Below are 24,395 nucleotides of genomic sequence, written 5' to 3' on the forward strand. Positions count from 1 at the left end.
ATGAAGCCTCAGCTCGTTCCGCCACGTCTGAAGCCTCTCGGGCCGCGCCGCTCCGCGACCCTCGCGGCGCTCGACGTCGGCACGTCGAAGATCGCCTGCCTGATCGCCCGCGTCACGCCGGCGAGCCAGGCGGCGTCCGGCGACTGGCGCACGCATCGCATCCGCGTGTTGGGGATCGGCCATCAGCGCTCGCTCGGGGTCAAGAACGGCCTCGTCGTCGACATGGACGAGGCGGAGCGCGCCATTCGCCAGACGGTCGACGCCGCCGAGCGCATGGCTGGCGTTCAAATTGACCAGGTCATCATCACCGCCTCCGGCGGGCGGCTGGCGTCCGAACATTTCACCGCCAAGCGCGCCATTGGCGGCCGCGAAGTGGCGGCGGCCGACATTCATCGCGTGCTCGAGGCGTCCGCCGCGCATCATCTGCATCGGGGCCGGATCGCCGTGCATTCGCTGCCGACCGGCTTTTCGCTCGACGGCGTCGGCGGCATTCGCGAGCCGAAGGATATGATCGGCGAGGAGCTCGGCGTCGATCTGCATGTCGCGACCTGCGATCAGGCGGCGGCGCGCAATCTTCTCCTCGCGGTGGAGCGCGGCCATCTCGGCGTCGCGGGCGTGGCTGCGGCGCCTTATGTCGCCGGCCTTTCGGCGCTCGAGCCCGATGAAGCGGAGATGGGCGTCATCGTCGTCGACATGGGCGCCGGCACGACCTCGCTCGCCGTCTTCTCCCATGGCGAGATGACGCATCTCGACGCCGTGACTCTCGGCGGCAATCACGTCACCATGGACATCGCCCGCGGCCTCGACGCGCGGCTCGCCGACGCGGAGCGCCTCAAGACGTTCCATGGCTCCGCCATCTCCTCGACGTCGGACGAGCGCGAAACGGTTTCCTTCGTGCACGTCGGCGAGCACGGCCACCACAAGGCGCATGCGCCAAAATCCCACCTCGTGCGAATCATCCGCCCGCGCGTTGAAGAGACTTTTGAATTCCTGCGCGATCGCCTGGCGCGGGCCGGCTTTCAATCCAGTCCGAGCCGCCGCATCGTTTTAACCGGCGGCGCCAGCCAGCTCACCGGCGCGGCGGAATCCGCACGCCGCATTCTCGGCGGCCAGGTCCGCGTCGGACGCCCGATCGGCGTCGAAGGTCTTCCCGATCCCGCGCGCTCGCCGGCCTTTGCGGCGGCGGCGGGATTGCTCGTCTATCCGCAAGTCGCGGCGCGCGAATATTTCGAGCCCCACCGTGGCGAGCGGACGGCGACGGGAACGGACGGCTACATGAGGCGAGTGGGTAGATGGTTAAAGGAAAGCTTCTAGAATCGCGCTCCAGTGATTCTTTCAACTGAGGCGATCCGGCCTGAAACGCCGGGCCTCGCGCGCAAATAACCGAGGACGAAGCGTTCGGCGACGGGGCGTCCAAGGATGGGAACAACCGACGCCGACGAGCAGTGTACATTCCGAGAGGCCTGGCAAATGACGATTAATCTCAAAGCGCCCGAATTGAGGGAATTGAAGCCCCGCATCATGGTGTGCGGCGTCGGCGGCGGCGGTTGCAACGCCGTCAACAACATGATCTCGTCGGGCCTCTCCGGCGTGGATTTCCTCGTCGCGAACACCGACGCGCAGGCGCTGGCCTCGTCGCCGGCCGAGCGCGTCATTCAGATGGGCCTGCAGGTGACCGAAGGTCTCGGCGCCGGGGCCCAGCCGGAGGTCGGCCGCGCCGCCGCCGAGGAGGCGCGCGAGGAGCTCCGCGAGCAGCTTCAGGGCGCGCATATGTGCTTCGTCACCGCCGGCATGGGCGGCGGCACCGGCACGGGCGCCGCGCCCGTCATCGCCCAGATCGCGCGCGAGATGGGCATCCTCACGGTCGGCGTCGTGACCAAGCCGTTCCACTTCGAAGGGCAGCGCCGCCTGCGCATCGCAGAGGCGGGCATCACCGAACTGCAGAAATGCGTCGACACGCTGATCGTCATCCCGAACCAGAATCTGTTCCGCATCGCCACTGAGAAGACGACCTTTGCGGACGCCTTCGCCATGGCCGACCAGGTGCTCTATTCGGGCGTCGCCTCCGTCACCGACCTCATGGTGAAGGAGGGGCTCATCAATCTCGACTTCGCCGACGTGCGCTCAATCATGCGCGGCATGGGCAAGGCGATGATGGGCACGGGCGAAGCGACGGGCGAGCGCCGCGCCAATCTCGCGGCCGAGGCGGCGATCGCCAATCCGCTTCTCGACGAAGTGTCGATGAAGGGCGCGCGCGGCCTGCTGATCTCCATCACCGGCGGCCACGACCTCACGCTCTATGAAGTCGACGAGGCGGCGAGCCGCATCCGTCAGGAAGTGGACGAGGACGCCAACATCATCCTGGGCGCGACCTTCGATTCCGCGCTCGAGGGCGTCGTGCGCGTCTCGGTCGTGGCGACCGGCATCGACCTCGCGGCGATCACCGCCGACGATCCGACCAGCGCGGCGCGCATGGCGGAGGCGGCGGAGCGCATGCGCGCCCAGTTGCAGCAGCAGGCGCGGCCGCAGCCGTCGGCGATCCCTGTCGTCGAAACCTCGGCGCAGGTCTACGCCATGCCCGAACGCGCGTCCGCTCCGGCCTATCAGGCGGAACTCCGCGAGCCGGCGCCGACCTCCTATTACGCCGAGCAGCCCGCGGCCGCTCCCGCTCAGATGACGACGAATGGCGTCTATCTGGAGCCGGTGGGCGCGCGCTCGACCTATAGCGAGCCGCGCATGCCGGAGCCCGCGCCGCGCATGATGGCCGAGTCGGCGACCGGCTATGTGCCGCCGCCGCCGGAAATGCCGCGCACGCCGCGCATGCCGTCGATCGAGGATTTCCCGCAGCCGGTCCAGGATCAGATGCGCCAGCACCGCGGCGAAGCGAGCCATGATCCGCGTCGCAAGTCGATCTTCGAGCGTCTGGCCTCGTTCGGCGCGAGCCGCCAGGAGGATTCGATGCAGCCCGGCGCCGCGCCGCAGCCGCAGCCGCAAGCGCCGCGCGCCCCGGCGCCGCAGCCCTCGACCGTTTCGGAATATGGCAAGCGCCCCGCCGCCGCGCCTCAGCCGTCGCACGCCGCGCTCGATCCGCACGGCCGCCGCGCGCCGGCGCAGCGTCCGGTGGAGGACGACCATCTCGAAATCCCGGCCTTCCTGCGCCGGCAGTCGAGCCACTAACGCGCCGGGCTCCGGCCCCTCGTCGAAGGCCCGCCTTTGCGCGGGCCTTTGTTTTTGGCCCCGTTGGGCCGGTTGTCACAAACTGTAAAAAAGCGTTACTGGAGCCCGGCGGTCGGATTGGGCTAATCTCGACCGTAGACAAGCGGACCGTCGGCCCGGCCTCACGCGGGAGGATTTCTCTCATTCGCCCGATGTCTCGACCCTCAGCGGTTCCATGCCGCCCCGCATATGCGGCGCAGACCACGCTCGCTCGCCCGGCGACGCTTGCTGGCCGGGGCGTTCATAGCGATCGCCCGTCGCGTGTGACGCTTCTCCCCGCGGCCGCCGGTTCCGGGATCGTGTTTGGCGTCGACGGCGTCGAGCTGCACGCCGACTGGCGCGGGGTCGACGCGACCCAAATGCGCATGCGCCTGTCGTCCGGCCAGGCGAGCGTCTCGACCGTCGAACATCTTCTGGCCGCGCTTGCGGGTCTTGGCGTCGACAACGCCTTCGTCCTCGTCGAGGGCGAGGAAATCCCCGCGATGGACGGATCGGCGCAGGCCTTCGCCGAGTCGATCGACGAGGCGGGCGTCGTCGCGCTTGCCGCCCCGCGGACCTCGCTGCGCGTCGTCGAGCCCGTAAGGGTCTCGCAGGGCGCCGGCTGGGCGGAGCTGGCTCCGGCCGCGCACGGCCTCACTCTCGATGTCGAAATCGCCTTCGAGAGACCGATCGGCCGGCAACGCCGCAGGTTGGCGCTGACGCCCGAGACATTTCGTGTGGAATTGGCGCGCGCCCGCAGCTTCGGCTTCCTGCGCGACGCGGAGCGTCTCTGGCGCGCGGGGCTCGCCCTCGGCGCCACTTTGGAAAATACCGTGGTGCTCGACGGCGAGATCGTCCTGAACCCCCAAGGCCTGCGCTACGCCGACGAATGCCTGCGCCATAAGATGCTCGACGTGGTGGGGGACCTTGCCCTTGCCGGCGCGCCGATCGTCGGCGCTTTCCGCTCCTTCAGGGGTGGGCACGGGCTCAATCTGGCGCTGCTCGAGGCGGCGATGCAGGCAGGGGCGCTCGTGCGGGAGGCGGCGACGGCGACGGGCGAGCCCCCCATGCTTCGGCCCTCGCCATAATCTCGCCAGAAGAAAAGCCTTCCCTTAACCATCATTGTCCGTCGCCGCGCGCCGCCAGCGCCGCGACGACGCGGGCCGTCCCGGCGCCGCGAGTGGCGGGGCTTGGCGGATTAGGCTAGAACGCGCCCGGCAGCGTTAAGCTGCTCCCGGCCGCAAGGGGCTCTCGATATGTCGTTTTTTGTTTCCGTCCGTTCGTCCGCTTGGCTCGCCGCGGCCGCCGCGCTCGCGTTCTCCGCCGCGCCTGCCCGCGCCGACATCATGGACTCGCTCACCAGCGGCTTCGGCCTCTTCGGCGGCGGCGAAAAATACAAGATGGAGGTCACGCCCGACATCCCGGCGGACACCCTCTACAATCAGGGCCTGGCCAAGCTGAAGTCGAAGGATTACGAGGCCGCGGCGAAGAAGTTTTCGGAGCTCGAAAAGAGCTATCCCTCGTCGGAATGGGCGCGCAAGGGCCTGCTCATGACTCTCCACGCGCAGTTCGAAAAGCCCGCTTACGACGATGCGGTGCAGTCGGCGCAGCGCTACATCGGCCTTTATCCGAACTCGGCGGACACGCCCTACGTCTATTACATCGCCGGCATGTCCTATTATAATCAGGTGCCGGACGTGATGCGCGATCAGTCTTCGGCGGAGAAGGCGCTGCAGATTTTCAACGAGCTCATTACGAAATATCCAAAGTCGGAATATGTCGCCGACGCGCGTTACAAGATGGGCGTCGCCCGCGACCAGCTCGCCGCCAAGGAAATGCAGGTCGGGCGGTTCTATTTGAACCGCAAGAATTACCCCGCCGCCATCAACCGATTCCACGACGTGCTCGGCAAATATCAGACGACCCGCCACACGGAAGAGGCGCTTTATCGCCTTACCGAAGCCTATCTCGCCATGGGCGTCACCAATGAGGCGCAGACGGCCGCCGCCATTCTGGGGCACAATTACCCGGATTCGCAGTGGTACAAGGACGCCGTCGCGCTGTTGAAGACCGACGGGCTGGCCCCCCACGAATATACCGACAGCTGGCTCTCCAAGATCGGCAAGACGCTGCACGCCATCTAAGCCATATGCGTCCGCATGAAGCGGCCGGCCTGCGCCAGCGCGCGCCGGCCGTCGGCAAGCCCCGCGTTCCAGAGCGGCCACGCGTGGATCATATGCGGCCAGATTTCGAGCGTCGCCGCCACATCGGCTGCGCCCGCCGCCGCCGCGAAACGCGTTGAGTCGGAGAGAAGGGTCTCGTCCGATCCCACCTGGATGAGCACGGGCGGCAGACCCTTGAGGTCTGCGTTGAGCGGCGAGAGCCGCGGGTCTCTCCGATCCACGCCCGCGGGAACGTAGGCGCTCGCAAGCTCCTCGAGATAGGGCTTGTGGATCAACGGATCGACGGCGTCTTTGGTCGCGAGCGTCTCGCCCGACATGGTCAAATCCGTCCAGGGCGACGAAAGCCACAGGCAGGCGGGCGTCGCTTCGCCCAGATCGCACAGCCGCATCGAGAGCGCCAGAGAAAGCCCGCCGCCCGCGCTGTCGCCGCCGACCACGATTTTCGTCGCCGGAATCCCCTGCGCCTGCAGGAAGCGCCAGGCTGCGAAGGCGTCGTCATAGGCGGCGGGGAAGGGGTGCTCCGGCGCCAGCCGATAGGCGACCGCGAGCGTCCGCACGCCGGCGGCGCGGCCCGCCTCGGTGACCATGCGCCGGTGGCTCACGATCGAGCCCGAGCAATAGCCGCCGCCGTGAAAGAACAGCAGAACGCGGGACGGGTCGGCGCCCGGCGCGCGCGACCACTCGGCCGCAAGCCCGCCGATGCTGACGGGCGTCAACGAAATATCCGGCGCGACCGCCCAGTGGGCGCCGACTTCCTCGATCCGCGCGCGCCGCTCCGCCCAGCCGACAGGCCGGGGCTTGCTGGAGAGCAAGGCGCGAATTCCGTTGATTTCGTCATCGGCCATGCCAACCTCCTGGAAAACGGCGAATCGTCTTTCCGTCCACAGAATTATGAGCGCCGCGCCGCCCCCCGCGCGCGCCAAGCGACTAGAGTTAAGCGTCATGCTGGTCCGTCTGTCCATCCGCGACATCGTGCTGATCGACGCGCTCGATCTCGACTTCGGGCCGGGGCTGACGACGCTCACCGGCGAGACGGGCGCGGGCAAGTCGATCCTGCTCGACGCTTTCGTCCTGGCGCTCGGCGGGCGCGGCGACGCCTCGCTCGTGCGCGCCGGCTGCGAACAGGGGCAGGTGACGGCGGTCTTCGACCTGCCGGCCGATCATCCGGCGCATCTCGCCGCGCGCGAATTCGGACTCGCCAGCGACGACGAGATGGTGCTGCGCCGGGTGCAGGCGGCCGACGGGCGCACCCGCGCCTTCGTCAACGATCAACCGGCGACGGCGCAGGCGCTGCGCGCCATTGGCCGCGAACTCGTCGAGATCCATTGCCAGCACGACGACCGCGCCCTGGTCGATCCGAGCGCCCATCGCGCGCTCGTCGACGCGCATGGCGGCCTCGCCGCGCAAGCGAACGACGTGCGCGCCAAATATGCCGCCTGGCAGGCGGCGCGCCGCGCCCTCGCCGAGGAGGAGGCGCGCATCGCCAAGGCGCGCGCCGACGCCGATTATCTGCGCCACGCCCACGACGAGCTGACCAAACTCGCGCCCGAGGCGGGCGAGGAGGAGGCGTTGGCGGAGCGCCGCTTGTTCATGCAACGCGCCGAGAAGGTTGCGACCGACATCCGCGACGCGCTGGCGGCTTTCGCCGACGAGCGCGCGCCCGCCGCCGAGATCGCTCATGCCGCGCGGCGGCTGGAGCGGCGCGTGACGCAGGCGTCCAATCTTCTGGAGCCGCCGGCGCGCGCCCTGTCACAGGCGGTCGACGCGCTCGGCCTCGCCGAGCAGGCGCTGGAGCAGGCGCTTGCCGAAACGCGCTTCGACCCGGCGGAGCTGGAGCGCGTCGAGGAGCGGCTGTTCGCGCTGCGCGGCGCCGCGCGCAAATATCAGGTGGGCGTGCCGGAGTTGCCAAGGCTCGCTCAGAAATTCGCTGACGACATCGCCGCGCTCGACGCTTCGGAGGCGCGGCGCGTTCAGCTCGGCAAGGCCCTCGATGCGGCCAAGGCCGCTTATGACGACGCCGCGCGCGCGCTTTCCGCCGCGCGCCACAAGGCGGCCAAGAAGCTCGACGCCTTGGTCGACGGCGAACTCAAGCCCTTGAAGCTCGAAGGAGCGCATTTTGCCACGCAGGTGACGAGCGATCCCGAAAGCGCGGGGCCGGAGGGGATCGACCGCGTCGAATTCTGGGTGCAGACCAATCCGGGCTCACGCCCGGGGCCGCTGACCAAGGTCGCCTCGGGCGGCGAACTCGCGCGCTTCATGCTGGCCCTGAAGGTCGTTCTCGCGGACCGCGGCTCGGCGCCCACCCTTGTCTTCGACGAAATCGACACGGGCGTCGGCGGCGCGGTCGCGGACGCCATCGGCCAGCGCCTCGCGCGGCTCGCCGGCCGCGCGCAAGTGCTGGCGGTGACGCATGCGCCGCAAGTCGCCGCGCGCGCCAGCCGGCACTTGCGCATCAGCAAGGGGGCGGCGACCAAAGGCAAGGAGAAGCGCGTCGCGACGCGCGTCGCCGTTCTCGCCGAGGGCGAGCGGCGCGAGGAGATCGCCCGGATGCTGTCGGGCGCGGCGATCACCGACGAGGCCCGCGCGGCGGCGATGCGGTTGCTGGAGCCCTCATCCGACCTGCGCTGAGGCGAAATGGCGCTACGCCGTCTTCTGCTTGAACTTGCACAGATCGAACAGAAGACACCGCGCGCATTCGGGCTTTCTCGCCTTGCACACGTAGCGGCCGTGCAAAATAAGCCAGTGGTGCGCGTGCAATAAATATTTCTCCGGCACAACCGCCTCGAGGCCGGCTTCGACCGCCTCCGGCGTCGCGCCCTTGGCGATCGGCAGGCGGTTGGACACGCGGAAGATGTGCGTGTCGACGGCGATGGTCGGCTGATGGAAGGCGATGTTGAGCACGACATTCGCCGTCTTGCGGCCGACGCCGGGCAGGGCGGTGAGCTCGTCCCGCGTCTGCGGCACCTTTCCGCCGTGCCGTTCGATCAGCATGTGCGAGAGCGCCACGACATTCTTCGCCTTGTTTCGGAAAAGGCCGATGGTCTTGATCGCCTCGCGCACCCGCTCCTCGCCGAGCGCGACCATCTTCTCGGGCGTGTCGGCCAGGGCGAAGAGCGCCGGCGTCGCCTTGTTCACCCCGGCGTCCGTCGCCTGTGCGGAAAGCACGACGGCGACGAGCAGCGTGAACGGGTTCGTGTAGCGAAGTTCGCCCTTGGGCTCCGGATTGGCCTCCGCGAGACGGGCGAAGATCGCCGCGATTCGCGCCGCCTCCGCGGCCGGCAAAGCACGCTTGCGCCCCCTTGCCGGGCTCTTTGAGCCTGCGCTGTTCCTTCCTGTCATCGCCGCGTTATATCTTTACGTCTGGAGGGGCGAAAGACGCCGTTCATCCATGCTGGACCCTTTTGACGAACCGATCTTTCAAACGCGCCTGACGCCGCACCGCTCATTGACGCCCCGCGGCTTCTACCTGCTGATCGCGGTCTTTTGCGTCGCGCAAGGCGCCTTCGCCGTGCCCTTTCTGGTCATGGGGGCGTGGCCGGTCGCGGGCTTCATGGGCCTCGACGCGCTCGCGCTGTTCATCGCCTTCCGCGTGAATTTCCGCGACGCCCGCGCCTATGAGACGCTCGACGTCACGCCGCTCGAACTCGTCTTCGCGAAGGTCGGCGCCGGCGGGCGGCGCCGCGAGTGGCGATTCAACCCTTCCTGGGTGCGGCTCGAACAGAAAGTGCACGAGGAATTCGGCATGCAAAGCCTCGTGCTGGTCTTTCGCGGCGAAGCGGTCGAGGTGGGCAGTTTTCTCGGGCCCGACCAAAAGGCGGAACTTGCCGAAAACCTGTCGCGCGCGCTTGCCGCCGCGCGGCTCGGTCCGCGGTTCAGCTAGAACCGCTCCGGCGCTGGGTCATCACATTCTCCGCCTCGCGCATCAACCGCGCCTCGTTGAGCTTGTAGAAGCGCCATAGCGCGAACGCGCCCCCGACGGCCGCAACGACGCCCAACGTCGCCAGCGACCCGTGCACTTTCTCGAAGCCGGCCGTCAGGTAATAGGCGCCGAAGCCGAAGACCATCGCCCAGACGACGCCGCCCGCGGCGTTGAAAAAGAAGAAGCGTCCGGCGGGAAGATGATTGGCGCCGGCGAGCAGGGCCGCGAGAATTCGCAAAAGCGCGACGAAGCGCCCGAAGAAGACGATGGCTCCGCCCCATTTATAGAAGAGATATTGTCCGAGCCGCAGCTTGTTCGCGCCGATCCCCACGCGCCAGCCATGCTTTTCGAGGAAGCGATAGCCGAACTCCCGGCCGATCCAATAGCCGATATTGTCGCCGACAATCGCCCCGCCGGCTGCGGCGAGCACGATCGTTTCAATTGAAAGCGCGCCCGTGAGCCGCGCGTAGATCGAGGCGCCGACGAGCATGGTTTCGCCGGGCAAGGGCAGGCCGGCGCTTTCCAGCGCCACGATGATGAAAATCGCCCAGTAGCCGTAAGTCGAAAGGATGGAGGCGATTTGCGCCTGATCGAGAAAATGGCCCATCTTCCACCGATGCGAAACGCCCCGCTACCGGCAGATATAGGCTCCAAAAGCAAGAAAGCGACACCGCCTGGGGCGATGTCGCTTTCGGTGCGTAAAGCCGAAGGGCTGCTACTGATATTGATGCACGGCCGCGCAGTTCAATCCGACCGGCACGGGCCGGGTGAGAATGAGATCGTCGTCGACAAACAGCGCGCCGTCCTCGAGCGCGGGTTCGAGCACCGCGCGCAGGCCCATCAGCAAAGGCTGGTCGACGCCATTAATCCTCTCACGCAGCGCGTCGCGGACTCCTTCATCCGCCCGACGCGCGAAATTACGTACAACCGCGGCGACGAATCTCCCGACACTCATGCCCTTCTCTTGCGCGGCGGTGCGCACGCGCTCTGCGAAGCGGCCGCCAATGCACGAAAGTGCAGCCTGGGCGACCATTTCGTTGGAGCAGGAATGAATGAGATCCGCAACCAGCATGTTGTCCTCCGCTTGTTGTTTCAGCCTCTTTAACCCTCTTCTTTGGCGCGTCGTTGCGCGCTTCGATGAAAAGCTGGACGGCGCCGGCTTAACCGCCGATGAACCGCCCATCCAACCCCGGCCTGGACATCCAGCCCGGGCGCATCGACTGAGCCATGAGGCTCTTTGAGCTCACGGCCCGCAATGCGGTTCTGCTCTTACGCTCCGACTGTGACCGGGTGACGACGAGCAGCGACAAGTTGTATGGCGACGAGACGCCGCGGCCCTTGCAGCGCCTCTGATTGCTCAACGCGCCACTCGCGTCGAAGTTTCATACGCGCGCGGAAAAATTGTCGCTGCGCATGCGAAGAGGCAAGCAGCCCATCAAGCTTGTGCGACGCAGCGCCGTCTGTGCGTCACCAGACGCCGACATTCGCCGCGGAGGCCCAGGGCTCCTTGGGGGGAAGCGGCTGGCCCTTTTGCAGCAATTCGATCGAAATCGCGTCGGGCGTGCGCACAAACGCCATATGGCCGTCGCGCGGCGGCCGGGAAATGGTCACGCCCGCTTTTTGAAGCCGTTCGCAGACCTCGTAAATGTCGTCGACGGCGAAGGCCAGGTGGCCGAAATTGCGGCCGCCGCCATATTCATGTTCGTCCCAATTGAAGGTCAATTCGACGGTCGGCGCGCCGCTGCGCTTGGCCTCTTCGAAATCGGCGGGCGCCGCAAGATAAACGAGCGTATATCGGCCCTTTTCATTCTCGGTGCGGCGCACTTCCCGAAGGCCGAGAATGTCGCAAAAAAAATGCAGGGAGCGGTCGAGATCGCCCACGCGGATCATCGAATGCAGAAACTTCATCCTAAAACTCCTCATCGAGCGGCCTTTGTCGACGGTCGGCCGGTTTGCCGTCTCGCGGCGGTCTTGCTAGGCAGCGGCTGTGAACCCTTGCGCCTATAGAGGGCCAGCATGACCGAAGCCAGAGCGTTCCACGCCGCCGGGGCCAGCCGCAAGCTCGCCGCCGCCCGGGCCTCGATCGCCGCCAGCGCCGTTCTCGCCGCAGCCAAGCTCGCGGCGGGGCTCTGGTCGGGCTCGCTCGCGCTTCTATCCGAAGCTGGCCATGCGTTTGTCGACACGGGCGCGACCGCGCTGACCTATTACGCCGTGCGGGAAGCGGAGAAGCCCGCCGACGCCGAGCATCACTACGGTCACGGAAAATATGAGGCGCTTGCCGCGCTTGTCGAGACCGGCCTGCTCTTCGGCCTGGCGCTCATCGTCGTGGGCGAAGCGATCCGCCGGCTGGGCGAGGCCAATGTCGAGATTTTGGCCGGCTGGCCGGCCTATGGCGTGCTCGTCGTCTCGATCGTCGTCGATTTCGTCCGTTCCCGGCAGCTCAGCGCCATCGCCAAAGAAGAGCGCAGCGACGCGCTCGCCGCCGACGCCATTCATTTCGCCAGCGATCTCGTCTCCTCGGTCCTCGCGCTGATCGGCGTGGCCGCGGCTCAATACGGGTTTCCCCAGGGCGACGCGCTCGCCTCTTTCGGCGTCGCGGGCTTTATCGCCATCGCCGGCTATCGCCTCGGCCGGCGCACCATCGACACGCTGCTCGACGCCGCCCCGCGCGAGCTCAGCCCGCAGATCGAGCGCGCGATCCTCGACGCGCCGGGCGTGATGAGGCTCGAAACGCTGCGCCTGCGCAGCGCCGGCCCCGAGGTGATCGGCGAGGCGACGATCGGCGTCGCCCGCACATTGCGCGTGGAGCAGGCGGCGCGGATCAAGGCGGGCGTCTGCGACGCAATCCGCGCGGTCGCGCCGCATGCGCGCATCACCGTCACAGCTGACGCGCTGGCCGTCGACGACGAGACGGTCGTCGAGCGCATCATGCTCGTCGCCGCGCGCCGCCATCTCATGGCCCATCATGTGATCGTCCAGCAGATCGGCGACCGGCTCTCCATCGGGCTCGACATCGAAGTGGAGGGCGCGATGCCGATCGGCCGCGCCCACGCCATCGCGACGGATTTCGAAAGCGCCATCCGCGACGAATTCGGGTCCGACGTCGAGATCGAGACCCACATCGAACCGCTGACCGCCCATGTGCTCATCGGGCGCGACCTGCGCGGCCTCCTTGCGGAGGAGATCGCCGAGGCGCTCGACCGCTACGGCGGCGACGTCGGCTATATCGCCGACATCCACGACGTGCGGGTGCGGGAGACCTCCGGCGGCCTCGTGGTGAATTTTCACTGCGCCGTGGACGCTGCGGTTCCGGTCGAGGTCGTCCATGCCGCCGTCGACGAACTCGAACGCCGCGTGAGGGAGGCGTTCCCGGAAATCCTGCGCATCGTCGGTCATGCAGAGCCGGCCGACCACTGACGCGGCGCGCGCTCTCTACAATAGCCAAGGGAGCCCGGCTGGGTTAGAAAACCGCCATGACCCAAGAAAACCCAGGCGCCGCCGAAGACCTCACCGCCCTGCCTTTCGAGAAGGCGATGCAGGAGCTGGAGCGCATCGTCGGCGAATTGGAGAAAGGCTCCGTCTCGCTCGACGACTCGGTGCGGCTCTATGCGCGCGGCAAGGCCCTGCAGGATCGCTGCGAGAAGCTCTTGGCCGAGGCGGAGGCGCGGGTCGAGAAGATCACTTTGGGCGAAAATGGCGCGCCAAAGGGCGTCGCGCCGCTCGACGTCGAATAGTCAGTCGACCTGCTCTTCTTTCGCCGCCCGGTTTGACAGGCGCCGCACGCGGGCCATGAAAGCCCATGAGGCGAGAATGGCGAAGGGCACGGCGATGGCCTCGACCATGTCGGCAGAAAGCGCGGCCGGTATGACGCCGGCCTCTTTCAGCCCCTTGGCGACGAAGGCGAAGAGACCCACGAGATAATAAGCCAGGCCCGCGACGGAAATGCCTTGAACCATGCGGTTCAGGCGCATCTGCAGGCGCGTGCGGCGAACCATGTCGTCGAGCAGCGCGCCGTTCTGGCGCTCCATGTCGAGCGTGATCCCGGTGCGCATGAGATTGGTCGTGCGCGCGACGTCGGTCGAAAAGCGCGACTGCCGCGCCTCCACGGCGTTGCAGGTTTCAACCGCCGGATCGAGGCGGGCGTTGAGAAAATTGGAGATGGTGGGATATTGCCCCTCCTTCGTCTCCTGCAACAGATCCAGCCGGTTCTTCACCAGCGCGTGGTAGGCGCGGCTCGCGCCGAAACGAAAGGCGGACCGCGTGAGGAGCGCCTCATTGGCCGCGAGAAGGTCGGAGAGGCGTTTCAAGAGGTCGTGATTACTTCGCGAATCCTGCGTGGCGCGCAGCGCATGGGTGATTTCGGAAAGCTCCTCCTCCATTCGGGCGAGGTCGGGCGATATGGCGCGGGCGAGCGGCAGGCCCAGAAGCGCCATGCTGCGATAGGTCTCGACTTCCAGGAGCCGCTGCGCGAGGCGGCCGGCCTCCAAGGGCGGCGCATGCAGCAGGCGGATCGCCATGCGGGTGAAGCCCTTGGCGTCCACCGCGAAATCGGCAAAGGCGTGCGCCGCCTCCTTGCCGAGGCCGATCACGCACAGGCTTTGCGAACTGAAGAGCGCCGCAAGCTCTTCGAGGGAAATCTCCCTGTCCACGACGCAAAGATGCGCCGCGACGATGAGCCGCCCCGGCGGGCGGAAGGAAATCTCGCCCGTCGCCACCGGATCCGGGTGGCTGAAGGGCGTTGCGGCGTCCACGCCTGTCGACCAGGTGTAAGTCGTGAATTCCGTGTGCTGCTCCCAGCGCAGGCGCCAGTCGCGGAAGCGGAAATAGTGGAACTTCGCGTCCGGCGCCGGCGCGTCGACGCTGCCCGCGGCCGCAACATGCGCGAGAGCCGCACGGTCGGCCGCCGCCTCCTCGTGATTGGTGGCGAAAGCGAAGTGATAGATGCGGCGGGGCACCTCGAGCGGCAGAAACGGCCGGGCGTGCAGCTCGGCGAGAATCTGCGCGCGCGATTCGTGCTCGACCCACTGCGTGACAGCTGCCGCTTCGTTCATTCGCGCCCCCTTTGGCCGTCCTTATAGGTCGAGCGGCCAGAGAAGGCGAGCGGAGGGCGTCAGGTGATCACGCTCGGCGCGCGGCGCTTTGTGAAGCGCTCGATCTCCGCGATCTCGCGCGAGAGCGCAATGAGGTCGGCGAGCGCCTGCTGCGTTTCACCGAACTGCTTGGCCGGATCGGCCTCGTAACGTTCGATATAGACGCGCAGCGTCGCGCCCGCCGTGCCGGTGCCGGACAGGCGGTAGACGATGCGCGCCCCATCTTCGAACATCACGCGCAGACCCTGGTTCAAAGAGTCAGATCCGTCGACCGGGTCGTGATAGGCGAAGTCGTCGGCCTCTTTGACGTGAAGGGCGCCGAAGCTCCTCCCTTTCAGCGCCGGCAGCCGGTCGCGCAGCGTCTTGATCAGCGCATGAGCGCCGTCGCTGTCGACCTCCTCGTAATCGTGGCGCGAATAATAATTGCGGCCATAGGTCGCCCAATGGTCGCGCACGATCGCGTCGACGCTCTGTTTGCGCGCGGCGAGAATGTCGAGCCAGAGCAGCACGGCCCAGAGCCCGTCCTTCTCGCGCACATGATTCGAGCCGGTGCCGGCGCTTTCCTCGCCGCAGATCGTAACGAGGCCCGCGTCGAGCAGATTGCCGAAGAATTTCCAGCCCGTCGGCGTCTCGTAAAGGGCGACGCCGAGTTTTTCCGCCACGCGGTCAGCGGCGCCGCTCGTCGGCATGGAGCGGGCCACGCCGGCAATGCCGCTCCTGTAGCCCGGCGCGAGATGCGCGTTGGCGGCGAGAATGGCGAGACTGTCCGACGGCGTCACGAAGCGGCCGCGCCCGATGATGAGATTGCGGTCGCCGTCGCCGTCGGAGGCGGCGCAAAGGTCGGGCGCCGCCGGCGACATCGCGAGATCGTAGAGATGCTTCGCATGGACCAGATTGGGGTCGGGATGATGGCCGCCGAAATCGGGCAGAGGCGCGCCATTGAGCACGCTGCCCGGCGCCGCGCCCAGCATGCCTTCGAGAATAGCGTGCGCATAGGGGCCGGTCACCGCGGACATGGCGTCGAAGCGCATGGCGAAGCCGCTGCGGAAGGCGTCGCGGATGCGGTCGAAATCGAAGAGCGTCTGCATCAGAGCGGCGTAATTCTCGACGCTGTCGACGATCTCGACGCGCATGTCGCCGAGCTGCGTTGCGCCGAACGTGTCGATGTCGACGTCGGCGGCCTCCACGATCTTGAAGGACGTGATCGTCTTCGTGCGTTGGTAGATCGCCTCGGTGACTTTCTCGGGCGCCGGCCCGCCATTGGCGACGTTGTATTTGACGCCGAAGTCGCCGTCGGGGCCGCCGGGATTGTGGCTCGCGGAAAGAACGACGCCGCCGAAGGCCTTCAGCGATCGGATGAGCGCCGAGACGGCCGGCGTGGACAGAATGCCGCCCTTGCCGACGACGGCTCGGCCGAAGCCATTGGCCGACGCGATTTTCAGGATCGTCTGGATCGCCTCGCGATTGTAGTAGCGGCCGTCTCCGCCGACGACGAGGGTTTGGCCTGCAAAGCCGTCGAGGGAGTCGAAGATCGACTGGACGAAATTCTCGACATAATGGCGCTGTTGAAAGACCGGAACCTTCTTGCGCAGGCCCGAGGTGCCGGGACGCTGGTCCGCATAGGGGGTCGTCGCAATTTCTTTAATCATCCTGCCTCTGAGCGCCTCTTGGCCAATCGTGCTCTTATCTATGGACCGAACCAGATAAAAAAACGGCGGCGCTTTGTCGCGCCGCCGAAACTCTCGATCCTTGGGAACCTCACCAGCCCCAGGATGGATAGCTGTAATAGTCGTATCCGTAGTAAGGGTAGCCGTAGTTATAATAGGGGTAATAGCCCCCATAGTAGTAGCTGCTGTTGGCCGCCGCGAGGCCGGCGCCGAGCAGGCCGAGGCCGACGCCCGCCGCAACCGCCGCGCCGGGATTATAGCCGCGGCGATAATAACCGCCATAGTAGCCGCCATAATACGGACGTCGGTAGCCATAGCCCCCGCGGCGGTACCAGACCTGATCGACCGGGGCGGAGAGCCCGACCGTCGAGGGCGGGGCCACGCCCATCGGGCCGGCGAGAACGTCTGTCGGAATGGCGGTCGCCGTCATGGCGCCGAGAAGCGCGCCGGAAAGCGCCAGCTTGAGACATTTACGCATAGACATACCTCCCTTGGCGGGCGCGCCGTTGACGCGAGGCGCGTCGCCCGCCGAGCTAACGCGTCAATAACCAAATCTAAACCGGAATCGTTTCGCGTCGAGAGGCATTTCTGTGTCTTTTCGACGCGTAGCGTAAACGCGCTCAGTCGCGCCCCTCGTATCCCGAGGCCGCCTCTCGCGTAAAATCGACGAGCCGCTCGCGAAAAAACTCCCGCACCCGCGCGGCGGTCAACGGGTGCTGCTCGAGAATTTGCAGAAAAAGCGCGCGGCGGATTTTCAGCACGGTGCTCGGCTCCACGGCGCGCGCCGTGATCGGGCGCAATGAGGGGGCGACCAGCGCCATTTCCCCGATCAGCGCCCACGGCCGCAGCACCTGCGCCGGCAGGCGCGCCTCGCGGGGCGCCAGGGCGATCGCCCCCAACATCAGTATGAAGCCGCCGTCCGACTCCTCGCCGCGCTGGAACAGAAAATCGCCCGAACGAAGCAGACGCGTTTCTCCGGCGAAGGCCAGCATCTGCAAAGCGCCGATCTCGAAGATGGCAAAAAGCGGAATACGCCTTAAATTGTCGATTTCGTCATCGAGAGTCATTGCGTCTTTCAAGCGCGGATTCTGTCGCTTTTTTGTGGCAAGCGTGGCGGCGCCCACAGCCTTTTTTGCGCATCATCGCGCGGGCTTCGCCAAGCGGTAGCCGCCGTCTTCTGTCAACAACCTTTGCGGGCGCGAAGGGTCCTGTTCGATCTTACGACGCAGGCGATGAATGTGGGTTTCCAGCGTGCGCGTGGTGACATTCGGACCATAACCCCAGACGTCGGCGAGTAAGGCTTGCTTGGTGAGAATGGCGCCGCGCGCTTGTGCGAGCCGTGCGAGGATCGCGGCCTCCTTTTCCGTGAGGCGCGCGCCGAAGTCTTCGCCTGCATTGGCGTTTTTCGGAGGCGCGGCAAGGCGGGCCAAGAGCTCGGCGAAACGGAAGGGGCGCGTGAGCGTCGCGTCGGCGTCGTCAGACGCGGCGCCGATGAGAATGATCGGACCGGCGAAGCCCTGCGCCCGCAGGCCGCGGGCCAGCGCGGCGGCGTCGCAGAAGTCGGCGTCGAGAAGCGCGGCTGCGGAATCGCGGGCGTCAGGGGGAAACGCGAAACTTTCCCTGGCCCCGAGCGGATGAAGCGCATAAGCGCCGAAACAAGCGATCTGCTCCTCGAGACTCGCCAAAAGCTGCGGGCCAGCGGCGACGAATAAAATTTGGGTCATGGAACGGGGCGTTCTCTGCTATGACGGCAAGAAAGCAGAAGGGCCCGATCTTCCTCCATGGAGTTTCTGCGCGCAAGACGACTGACGACGCTACGCGTCGCGCGGCGCATCGGCGGCAAGCAGCATGAGGCGCGCATGTGCGCGGGCGGCGTTGTCATCCCCTGCGCCATCGGCCGCGCCGGAATCGTCCGCGACAAGCGCGAGGGCGACGGCGCGACGCCGGCGGGAGGTTGGCGGCTGCTGTCATTCTTTCTGCGCCGCGCCGCGCCAGCCCCTCGTCCCTGGCGCTTGATCCGCCGGGAAGACGTCTGGTGCGACGATCCGCGCGCCTTTCTCTACAACCGGAAGATGCGTGCGCCATTGCGGCTCAGCCACGAGGCGATGTGGCGCGAAGACGGTCTTTACGACGTCGTCGGCGTCATGGGTTACAATATCGTCCCCCGCGTGCGCGGCCGCGGCAGCGCCATCTTCTTCCACATCGCGACCGAGGAACTCGGACCTACGGCCGGCTGCGTTGCGCTGCGGGCGCGCGACATGCGCCGGCTGCTGTCGAGATTGGGACGGGGCGCTCGAATCGTCGTGAGCTAGGCGTCGTCAGCTTTTCGCATACTCCCGCGTCCCCATGATCGCCGAGCCGACGCGCACATAGGTTGCGCCGAGCTGGATGGCGAACTCGTAATCCGAGCTCATGCCCATGGAGAGCTCCTCGAGCCCGTTCCTCGCGGCGATATCGGCGAGCAGGGCGAAATGCGGGGACGCCTGTTCGTCGACGGGGGGCACGCACATCAGGCCTGAGATCTCGAGGCCGTATTTTTCCCGGCAGGCGGCGATGAAGGCGTCGGCGTCCTGCGGCAAAACGCCCGCCTTCTGCGGCTCCGCGCCGGTGTTGATCTGCACGAAGAGGCGCGGGCGCTTCCCCTGTTTCTTCATCTCCTCGGCGAGCGCGGCGGCGATCTTCTCGCGGTCGACGCTCTGGATCACGTCGAAGGTCTCGACGGCTTCGCGGGTCTTGTTGGATTGAAGCGGGCCGATGAGATGCAGCTCGACCCCCGCAAATCTCTCTCGAAGCCCCGGCCACTTGCCCATGGCCTCCTGAACGCGGTTTTCGCCGAAGACGCGATGCCCGGCCTCCAGCAGCGGAACGATGTCCTCGGCCGGAAAGGTCTTCGTCACGCAGACCAGCGTGACGCTCGCCGGGTCCCGTTCGCAATCGTCGGCGGCGCGGCGAATGGCGGCCTTCGTGTCGTTGAGGCGATCGATGATGCTCATGCAAGCTGGTTAAGGCGCGCGCGCGGCGAGGGCAAGACCGCGTGGCGGCGGCGACCCTGGACGAACTTGTCCGCGCCGTGGAACCGGTCGCCACGGCGGCGGTTAGCTCTGCGTAAATCTCCGTCGTCCCCAGCGGGGCGGCGCGCGCGGGAGGTTGACCATGACGAGCAGCGAGGCTTTCAACACCCATCCGCCGGCGCTGGCGACGGCGCATTTCCGCCGCAAGTGGGGCTGGGTCGTCGCGCTGGGCGCGCTTTTCATCATTGGCGGCGTCTTCGCGCTGTTCAACGTCTTCGCCGCCACGGTCGTGGCCATCGTCTATATCGCGGCGGCGCTGGTGGTTGCGGGAGGCTGGGAGATCATCACCGCCTTTCAGATCCGCCCCTGGGGGCGCGCGGCGCTCCTGAGCGCCGTCGGAGCGCTCACCTTGCTGGCGGGCGTCGCCGCCGCGCGCTTCCCGGTTCTCGCCGCCGTTTCCTTCACGGCGCTGATCGGCGCGCTGCTCATCGCCTGCGGCGTGGCCAAACTTGCGCTCGCCTACCACCTTCGGCATCTGGCGCGATGGGAGCTCATCGCCGTCGCCGGGGCGCTGAGCCTCGTCCTCGGCGTTCTGATTCTCGCCGAATGGCCGACGTCGGGCCTCTATGTCCTCGGCCTGTTTCTGGGCGTGAACCTGCTCTTCGAGGGGGTCGGCTGGGTCGCCATGGGGCTCGCGGCGAAGCCTGCGGAGCGGCGGGCGTTCGGGTAGCAGTCAACGAACTTGTGTCTCCAGCAGCGGCTCGGTTAGGTTTTGAGTTTCCAGATTCGGCATGGAGACGAAAGTGGCATCCGCTGGAGAAACTTGGGTCGCGGCGTATGAGCAGCGGTCCGACCTAGAGGCGTTTGGCAGCGCAGGCTTAGCACTATTCGCGATGGCCTTGGAATTCGGGTATGACGACCTTGATACGATCGGCGCAGACGCAGTGGTGGATGGCCCCGATGATAGAGGGTGCGACGTCGTATATATAGATAAGGATAAGGGTAAGCTTATCGTAGCCCAAGCTTACACTTCAACAAAGACACGCAAAGAAGCGAGCGCATCGAAAGCGGCATCTCTTCGTCAGGCGATTTCCTATTTAGTCGAGGCCGATATCAAAATGGTTCCAACTCGTCTCAAAGCGAGCGCGGAAGCGGTCCGCGCATCTTTGAGAGCAGGCGAGATTGAGAGCGTCTATATATGGTTTGTCCATAATTGTCCCGGATCGACAAATGTAAAGACTGAGTTGAGGGCGGTCGAGTCTACGGCGAACTCGATCCTCAAAGCGCATTACATTGATTATGGCAAGCCCAATGTTACAGCCGTTGAAATTTCCTCGGAAGTACTTGAACGCTTGTACACCGAAACAAGTACACCCATTCTCGTTGATGAGCCTGTCGAATTCGCTACCCCGAGCGGGTTTCGGTTCGAAGAAGGAGAGTGGAGGTGTTTTGTAGCGCCAATTCAACTCGCTCTTCTAAAGAGTCTGTATGATAAACACAATACAAAACTCTTTTCAGCTAATGTTCGTGACTTCCTTGGAATGAGAGCGAGAGAATCGAATATTAACTATCAGACGCAGAAGTCTTTAGCATCTTCGCCTGATAACTTCTTTGTCTATAATAACGGTCTTACTATTCTTACCCATAATATCGAAGTGGCCGAGGACGAAGGGAAAAAGAAAGTTAAGATTCACGGCTTCTCGGTTGTGAATGGCGCTCAGACTACAGGCACGATCGGAACGTCTGAAAGTAATCCGCCAGGGAATGCCTACGTCCTGGCACGCTTTATATCTACTAAAAGCGAGGACCTCGTTGCCGATGTAGTGCGTTACAACAATAGCCAGAACGCGGTTACTGCATCCGATTTCAGAAGCACTGACCCAATCCAAAGGCGCTTAGTAAAGGAAATGAAGGCGATCTCGGACGCCGAGTATGATGGGGGAAGGCGCGGAGGGATTTCGGCTGCAATTAAGCGACGGCCAAAGTTGTTGCCTTCGTATTCGGTTGGCCAAGCAATCGCGGCTGTCCACGGTGACCCGACCGTCGCTTATAATGAAAAATCGGCAATATGGTCGAAAGATGTTCTATACAGCAAGTATTTTAATGACGACCTAACGGCGGCACATGTAGTCTTCTGTTATTCTATCCTGAAAGCAGTTGAAATGGAAAAGCTCAATCTGCGGCTCAAAGAGGCCGGTGGAGCTATGTCTGCTGCTGATAATGGAAAGCTTGAGTTTTATCGGCGGCGCGGCTCAGTTTTTCTCGTAGTTGCCGCTATCGGGGAATGTCTGGAGACCGTATCCGACCGAGTGATACCCAACCGATTTAGGCTTAGCTTTGGAAATTCTACACCTGAGCAAGCAGCGAAACTATGGTTGCCTGCTGTCGAAACACTCTCAAATCTCAACGCTAATCTAGTGGAAGCGCTAAGTGACGGCCTCAAGAATTCTACCAAGGTTAGGGAAACACTCCGTTCGTTTTCGCAACTCGTGGCGAGCCTCAAACAACCATATGAGCCAATTTTCAAGCCTATACGTGAAAAGATTGTCGCCTAGTAGACCGCGGCCCCTTTGACATCCCCCCTCCCGACCGGCATTTAGGAGCGCGAATTTCGACCGCTCCGACCGGACAGCCGCCCCGCATGAGACCCGACCGCTATAATTTCGCCGAAGCCGAGCCGAAGTGGCAGAAAATCTGGGAGGAGCGGCAGGTCTTCAAGGCGGGGGCCAAGCCCGCGGCGCCCAAATATTACGTGCTGGAGATGTTCCCCTATCCGTCGGGGCGTCTCCATATGGGCCATGTCCGCAATTACTCTATGGGCGACGTCATCGCCCGCTTCATGCGCGGGCGGGGTTTCGACGTCCTGCATCCGATGGGCTGGGACGCCTTCGGCCTACCGGCCGAGAACGCGGCGGCGCAGACCGGCGCGCATCCGGCCAAATGGACCTACGCCAATATCGCCGCCATGCGCGCCCAGCTCAAGACGCTGGGCCTGTCGCTCGACTGGTCGCGCGAGATCGCAACATGCGACCCTGAATATTACAAGCACCAGCAGCGGCTGTTTCTGGATTTTCTGAAAGCGGGCATCGTCGACCGCAAGAAATCCAAGGTGAACTGGGACCCGGTCGACATGACCGTGCTCGCCAATGAGCAGGTCATCGACGGACGCGGCTGGCGTTCGGGCGCGCTCGTCGAACAGCGCGAGCTGACCCAATGGTTCCTGAAAATCACGAGCTATTCGGTGGAGCTGCTCGCTGCGCTCGACACGTTGGACCGCTGGCCCGAGAAGGTGCGGCTCATGCAGCGCAACTGGATCGGCCGCTCGGAGGGCATGCTGGTCCGCTTCGCGCTCGCAGCGCCGCTCGACGACGCGCAGGAGATCGAGGTTTTCACCACCCGCGCCGATACGCTCTTCGGCGCGAAATTCGTCGCGCTCGCCGCCGACCATCCGCTGGCCAAAGCGGCGGCCGAGAAGAATGAGGCGCTCGCCGCCTTCTGCGAGGAATGCCGCCGCGGCGGCACGTCCGCCGAGGCGATCGAGACGGCCGAAAAACAGGGCTTCGACACGGGGCTGCGCGTCGTGCATCCCTTCGATCCCAACTGGACGCTCCCCGTCTACGTCGCGAATTTCATCCTCATGGACTACGGCACGGGCGCGATCTTCGGCTGCCCGGCGCATGATCAGCGCGACCTCGATTTCGCGACCAAATACGGGCTCGGCTTCAAAGTCGTCGTCTGCCCGGCGGGCGAGGACGCGGCGGGGCTCGAAAGGAAGATTGCCGAGAGCGGCGAGGCCTTCGACGCCGACGGTACGCTCGTCAACTCCGAGTTTTTGAACGGCTTCACGGTTCCCGAGGCGAAGGAGCATGTCGCCAGCCGGCTGGAGACGACGGCGCTCTTCAACGCGCCGCAGGGCGTTCGCAAGGTCAATTACAAGCTCCGCGACTGGGGCGTTTCGCGCCAGCGCTATTGGGGCTGCCCGATCCCGATCATCCATTGCGAGACCTGCGGTCCCGTGCCCGTTCCCGAGGCCGATTTGCCGGTCACGCTCCCGGAGGACGTGACCTTCGATCAGCCGGGCAATCCGCTCGACCGCCATCCGACCTGGAAGGACGTCCCCTGTCCGTCTTGCGGGAAGCCCGCGCGCCGCGAGACGGACACCATGGACACTTTCGTCGATTCGTCTTGGTATTACGCGCGCTTCGCGGACCCCCACAACGACAGGGAGCCCGCTTCGGCGGAAGCGCTCGGGCGCTGGCTGCCGGTCGATCAATATATCGGCGGCATCGAGCACGCGATCCTGCATCTGCTCTATTCGCGCTTCTTCGCCCGCGCGATGCGCGACTCCGGCCACGCCGCCGCGGCCGAACCCTTCTCGGGCCTCTTTACGCAGGGAATGGTCGTCCACGAGACCTATAAGGGGCCCGACGGCTGGGTCTCGCCCGCGGCCATCCGCATCGAGGCGGGGGAGGGCGGCAAGCGCCGGGCTTTCCTGATCGACGGCGCCGGCGAAGTCGAGATCGGCCCGATCGAGAAAATGTCAAAGTCGAAGAAGAACACGGTCGACCCCGACGACATTGTTGCAAGCTACGGCGCCGACACGGCTCGGCTCTTCGTGCTCTCCGACAGCCCGCCCGACCGCGACGTGATCTGGTCGGACGAAGGCGCCCAGGGCGCCTGGCGCTTCGTGCAGCGCCTGTGGCGCATCACGGGAGAACTCGGCCGCGTCGCCGCCCCGGCGGGCGCGCCCTCGCCCGCCGAGATCGGCGCCGAGGCGCTGAAGCTGCGCAAGGCCACGCACAAGACGGTCGCGCAGGTCAGCGAAAACATCGAGCGCCTGCGCTTCAACAGCGCCATCGCCCGCATCCGCGAATTCGTCAGCGAATTGACCGCGGCGCTCGACGCGGTGACGGAGACCCCCGTCGGCGCCGATCTCGCTTTCGCCTTCCGCGAGGCGGCGGACGCGCTCATCCGCCTCGTCGCCCCGATGACCCCGCATGTCGCGGAAGAATGCTGGACCGATCTTGGCCATAAAGGGCTGGTATCCGAGGCGGCCTGGCCCGTGGCCGACCCGGCGCTGGTGGCCCAGGAGACGATAACCCTGCCGGTGCAGGTCAACGGCAAGAAACGCGCGGAAATTATTGTCGCGCATGACGCCGACGAGGAAACGATTCGCAAAGAGGCGCTGGCGCAGGATGGCGTCCTCCGCGCCATGGAAGGCAAGCCGCTCAAGAAGTTCATTCTCGTGCCGAAGAGGATCGTCAATGTGGTCGTGTGACAAGGCGCAGCGGAACGCCCACGCCGTCCCTCACCCTGTGCGCGGGCGCGAC

Annotated in this window: 23 protein-coding genes; 12 read left to right on the forward strand and 11 right to left on the reverse strand. The window is 65.5% G+C overall.

Annotated features, from left to right (window positions below):
• The 4 genes from ftsA (at position 1) to RVU70_RS12535 (ending at position 5,339) form a co-directional block, all read left to right on the forward strand.
• Positions 1-1,314 (forward strand): cell division protein FtsA, encoded by a 1,314-nt coding sequence (ftsA, locus tag RVU70_RS12520; RefSeq protein ID WP_363351320.1) that lies wholly within the window; start codon positions 1-3, stop codon positions 1,312-1,314.
• Between the two features lie 156 nt (positions 1,315-1,470).
• Positions 1,471-3,177 carry a cell division protein FtsZ gene (ftsZ, locus tag RVU70_RS12525; protein ID WP_363346738.1) on the forward strand — a complete coding sequence of 569 codons (1,707 nt, stop codon included), beginning with the start codon at positions 1,471-1,473 and terminating at the stop codon, positions 3,175-3,177.
• A 191-nt stretch (positions 3,178-3,368) separates the two neighbouring features.
• Positions 3,369-4,283, forward strand: a complete 915-nt coding sequence (lpxC, locus tag RVU70_RS12530; RefSeq protein ID WP_363346740.1) for a UDP-3-O-acyl-N-acetylglucosamine deacetylase — start codon at positions 3,369-3,371, stop codon at positions 4,281-4,283.
• A gap of 168 nt (positions 4,284-4,451) precedes the next feature.
• Positions 4,452-5,339, forward strand: coding sequence for an outer membrane protein assembly factor BamD (locus RVU70_RS12535; RefSeq protein WP_363346742.1), 888 nt, complete (start codon positions 4,452-4,454; stop codon positions 5,337-5,339).
• Here the strand turns inward: RVU70_RS12535 and RVU70_RS12540 are convergent.
• Positions 5,336-6,223, reverse strand: coding sequence for an alpha/beta hydrolase (locus RVU70_RS12540; RefSeq protein ID WP_363346744.1), 888 nt, complete (start codon positions 6,221-6,223; stop codon positions 5,336-5,338). The two genes, RVU70_RS12535 and RVU70_RS12540, sit on opposite strands and share 4 nt — an antisense overlap.
• A 97-nt stretch (positions 6,224-6,320) precedes the next feature.
• Between RVU70_RS12540 and recN the strand changes: the two genes are divergently transcribed.
• Positions 6,321-8,006, forward strand: a complete 1,686-nt coding sequence (gene recN / locus RVU70_RS12545; RefSeq protein ID WP_363346746.1) for a DNA repair protein RecN — start codon at positions 6,321-6,323, stop codon at positions 8,004-8,006.
• A gap of 12 nt (positions 8,007-8,018) precedes the next feature.
• Here the strand turns inward: recN and nth are convergent, their stop codons facing one another.
• The gene (gene nth / locus RVU70_RS12550; protein WP_363346748.1) at positions 8,019-8,717 is read right to left on the reverse strand and encodes an endonuclease III; all 699 of its coding nucleotides are present in this window, start codon (positions 8,715-8,717) and stop codon (positions 8,019-8,021) included.
• 49 nt (positions 8,718-8,766) lie between these two features.
• On the opposite strand from nth, the gene RVU70_RS12555 reads away from it, so the two are divergent.
• Positions 8,767-9,258 (forward strand): DUF2244 domain-containing protein, encoded by a 492-nt coding sequence (locus RVU70_RS12555; protein ID WP_363346750.1) that lies wholly within the window; start codon positions 8,767-8,769, stop codon positions 9,256-9,258.
• On the opposite strand, the gene RVU70_RS12560 is transcribed toward RVU70_RS12555, so the two are convergent.
• From RVU70_RS12560 to RVU70_RS12570, 3 genes are all read right to left on the reverse strand, one after another.
• On the reverse strand, positions 9,251-9,904 hold the full coding sequence (locus RVU70_RS12560) for a DedA family protein (RefSeq protein WP_363346752.1): 654 nt from the start codon (positions 9,902-9,904) through the stop codon (positions 9,251-9,253). The two genes, RVU70_RS12555 and RVU70_RS12560, sit on opposite strands and share 8 nt — an antisense overlap.
• Positions 9,905-10,012: 108 nt before the next feature.
• Positions 10,013-10,480: a hypothetical protein gene (locus RVU70_RS12565; protein WP_363346754.1), complete on the reverse strand. Its 468-nt coding sequence runs from the start codon at positions 10,478-10,480 to the stop codon at positions 10,013-10,015.
• Between the two features lie 284 nt (positions 10,481-10,764).
• Entirely contained in the window at positions 10,765-11,205 is a 441-nt protein-coding gene (locus tag RVU70_RS12570; protein WP_363346756.1) for a VOC family protein, read from the reverse strand.
• A 108-nt stretch (positions 11,206-11,313) separates the two neighbouring features.
• Here RVU70_RS12570 and RVU70_RS12575 point away from each other — a divergent pair, with 108 nt between their 5' ends.
• The gene (locus RVU70_RS12575; protein ID WP_363346758.1) at positions 11,314-12,714 is read left to right on the forward strand and encodes a cation-efflux pump; all 1,401 of its coding nucleotides are present in this window, start codon (positions 11,314-11,316) and stop codon (positions 12,712-12,714) included.
• A gap of 56 nt (positions 12,715-12,770) precedes the next feature.
• A complete protein-coding gene (locus RVU70_RS12580) occupies positions 12,771-13,031 on the forward strand; it encodes an exodeoxyribonuclease VII small subunit (RefSeq protein ID WP_363346760.1) in 261 nt (86 codons plus the stop codon).
• Here RVU70_RS12580 and RVU70_RS12585 read toward each other — a convergent pair whose 3' ends face one another.
• From RVU70_RS12585 to RVU70_RS12605, 5 genes are all read right to left on the reverse strand, one after another.
• Complete coding sequence (locus tag RVU70_RS12585; protein WP_363346762.1) at positions 13,032-14,348, reverse strand: DUF3422 domain-containing protein; 1,317 nt, start codon at positions 14,346-14,348, stop codon at positions 13,032-13,034.
• A 59-nt stretch (positions 14,349-14,407) separates the two neighbouring features.
• Positions 14,408-16,036 (reverse strand): alpha-D-glucose phosphate-specific phosphoglucomutase, encoded by a 1,629-nt coding sequence (locus RVU70_RS12590; protein WP_363346764.1) that lies wholly within the window; start codon positions 16,034-16,036, stop codon positions 14,408-14,410.
• 109 nt (positions 16,037-16,145) lie between these two features.
• A complete protein-coding gene (locus RVU70_RS12595; protein ID WP_363346766.1) occupies positions 16,146-16,532 on the reverse strand; it encodes a hypothetical protein in 387 nt (128 codons plus the stop codon).
• A 142-nt stretch (positions 16,533-16,674) separates the two neighbouring features.
• Positions 16,675-17,121, reverse strand: coding sequence for a cyclic nucleotide-binding domain-containing protein (locus tag RVU70_RS12600; protein WP_363346768.1), 447 nt, complete (start codon positions 17,119-17,121; stop codon positions 16,675-16,677).
• A 72-nt stretch (positions 17,122-17,193) separates the two neighbouring features.
• Positions 17,194-17,778: a helix-turn-helix domain-containing protein gene (locus RVU70_RS12605; RefSeq protein ID WP_363346770.1), complete on the reverse strand. Its 585-nt coding sequence runs from the start codon at positions 17,776-17,778 to the stop codon at positions 17,194-17,196.
• A 57-nt stretch (positions 17,779-17,835) separates the two neighbouring features.
• Here RVU70_RS12605 and RVU70_RS12610 point away from each other — a divergent pair, with 57 nt between their 5' ends.
• A complete protein-coding gene (locus RVU70_RS12610; protein WP_363346772.1) occupies positions 17,836-18,366 on the forward strand; it encodes a L,D-transpeptidase family protein in 531 nt (176 codons plus the stop codon).
• Positions 18,367-18,372: 6 nt separating this feature from the next.
• On the opposite strand, the gene RVU70_RS12615 is transcribed toward RVU70_RS12610, so the two are convergent.
• Positions 18,373-19,047 (reverse strand): YggS family pyridoxal phosphate-dependent enzyme, encoded by a 675-nt coding sequence (locus RVU70_RS12615; RefSeq protein WP_363346774.1) that lies wholly within the window; start codon positions 19,045-19,047, stop codon positions 18,373-18,375.
• A gap of 160 nt (positions 19,048-19,207) precedes the next feature.
• Between RVU70_RS12615 and RVU70_RS12620 the strand changes: the two genes are divergently transcribed.
• The 3 genes from RVU70_RS12620 to leuS all read left to right on the forward strand — a co-directional run bounded on the left by RVU70_RS12620 (position 19,208) and on the right by leuS (position 24,343).
• Complete coding sequence (locus RVU70_RS12620) at positions 19,208-19,795, forward strand: HdeD family acid-resistance protein (RefSeq protein WP_363346776.1); 588 nt, start codon at positions 19,208-19,210, stop codon at positions 19,793-19,795.
• Between the two features lie 61 nt (positions 19,796-19,856).
• Positions 19,857-21,620, forward strand: coding sequence for an AIPR family protein (locus tag RVU70_RS12625; protein WP_363346778.1), 1,764 nt, complete (start codon positions 19,857-19,859; stop codon positions 21,618-21,620).
• 86 nt (positions 21,621-21,706) lie between these two features.
• Complete coding sequence (gene leuS / locus RVU70_RS12630; protein ID WP_363346780.1) at positions 21,707-24,343, forward strand: leucine--tRNA ligase; 2,637 nt, start codon at positions 21,707-21,709, stop codon at positions 24,341-24,343.
• Positions 24,344-24,395 lie beyond the last annotated feature (52 nt).

This window comes from Methylocystis echinoides, from assembly GCF_040687965.1.
Lineage (GTDB): Bacteria > Pseudomonadota > Alphaproteobacteria > Rhizobiales > Beijerinckiaceae > Methylocystis > Methylocystis echinoides_A.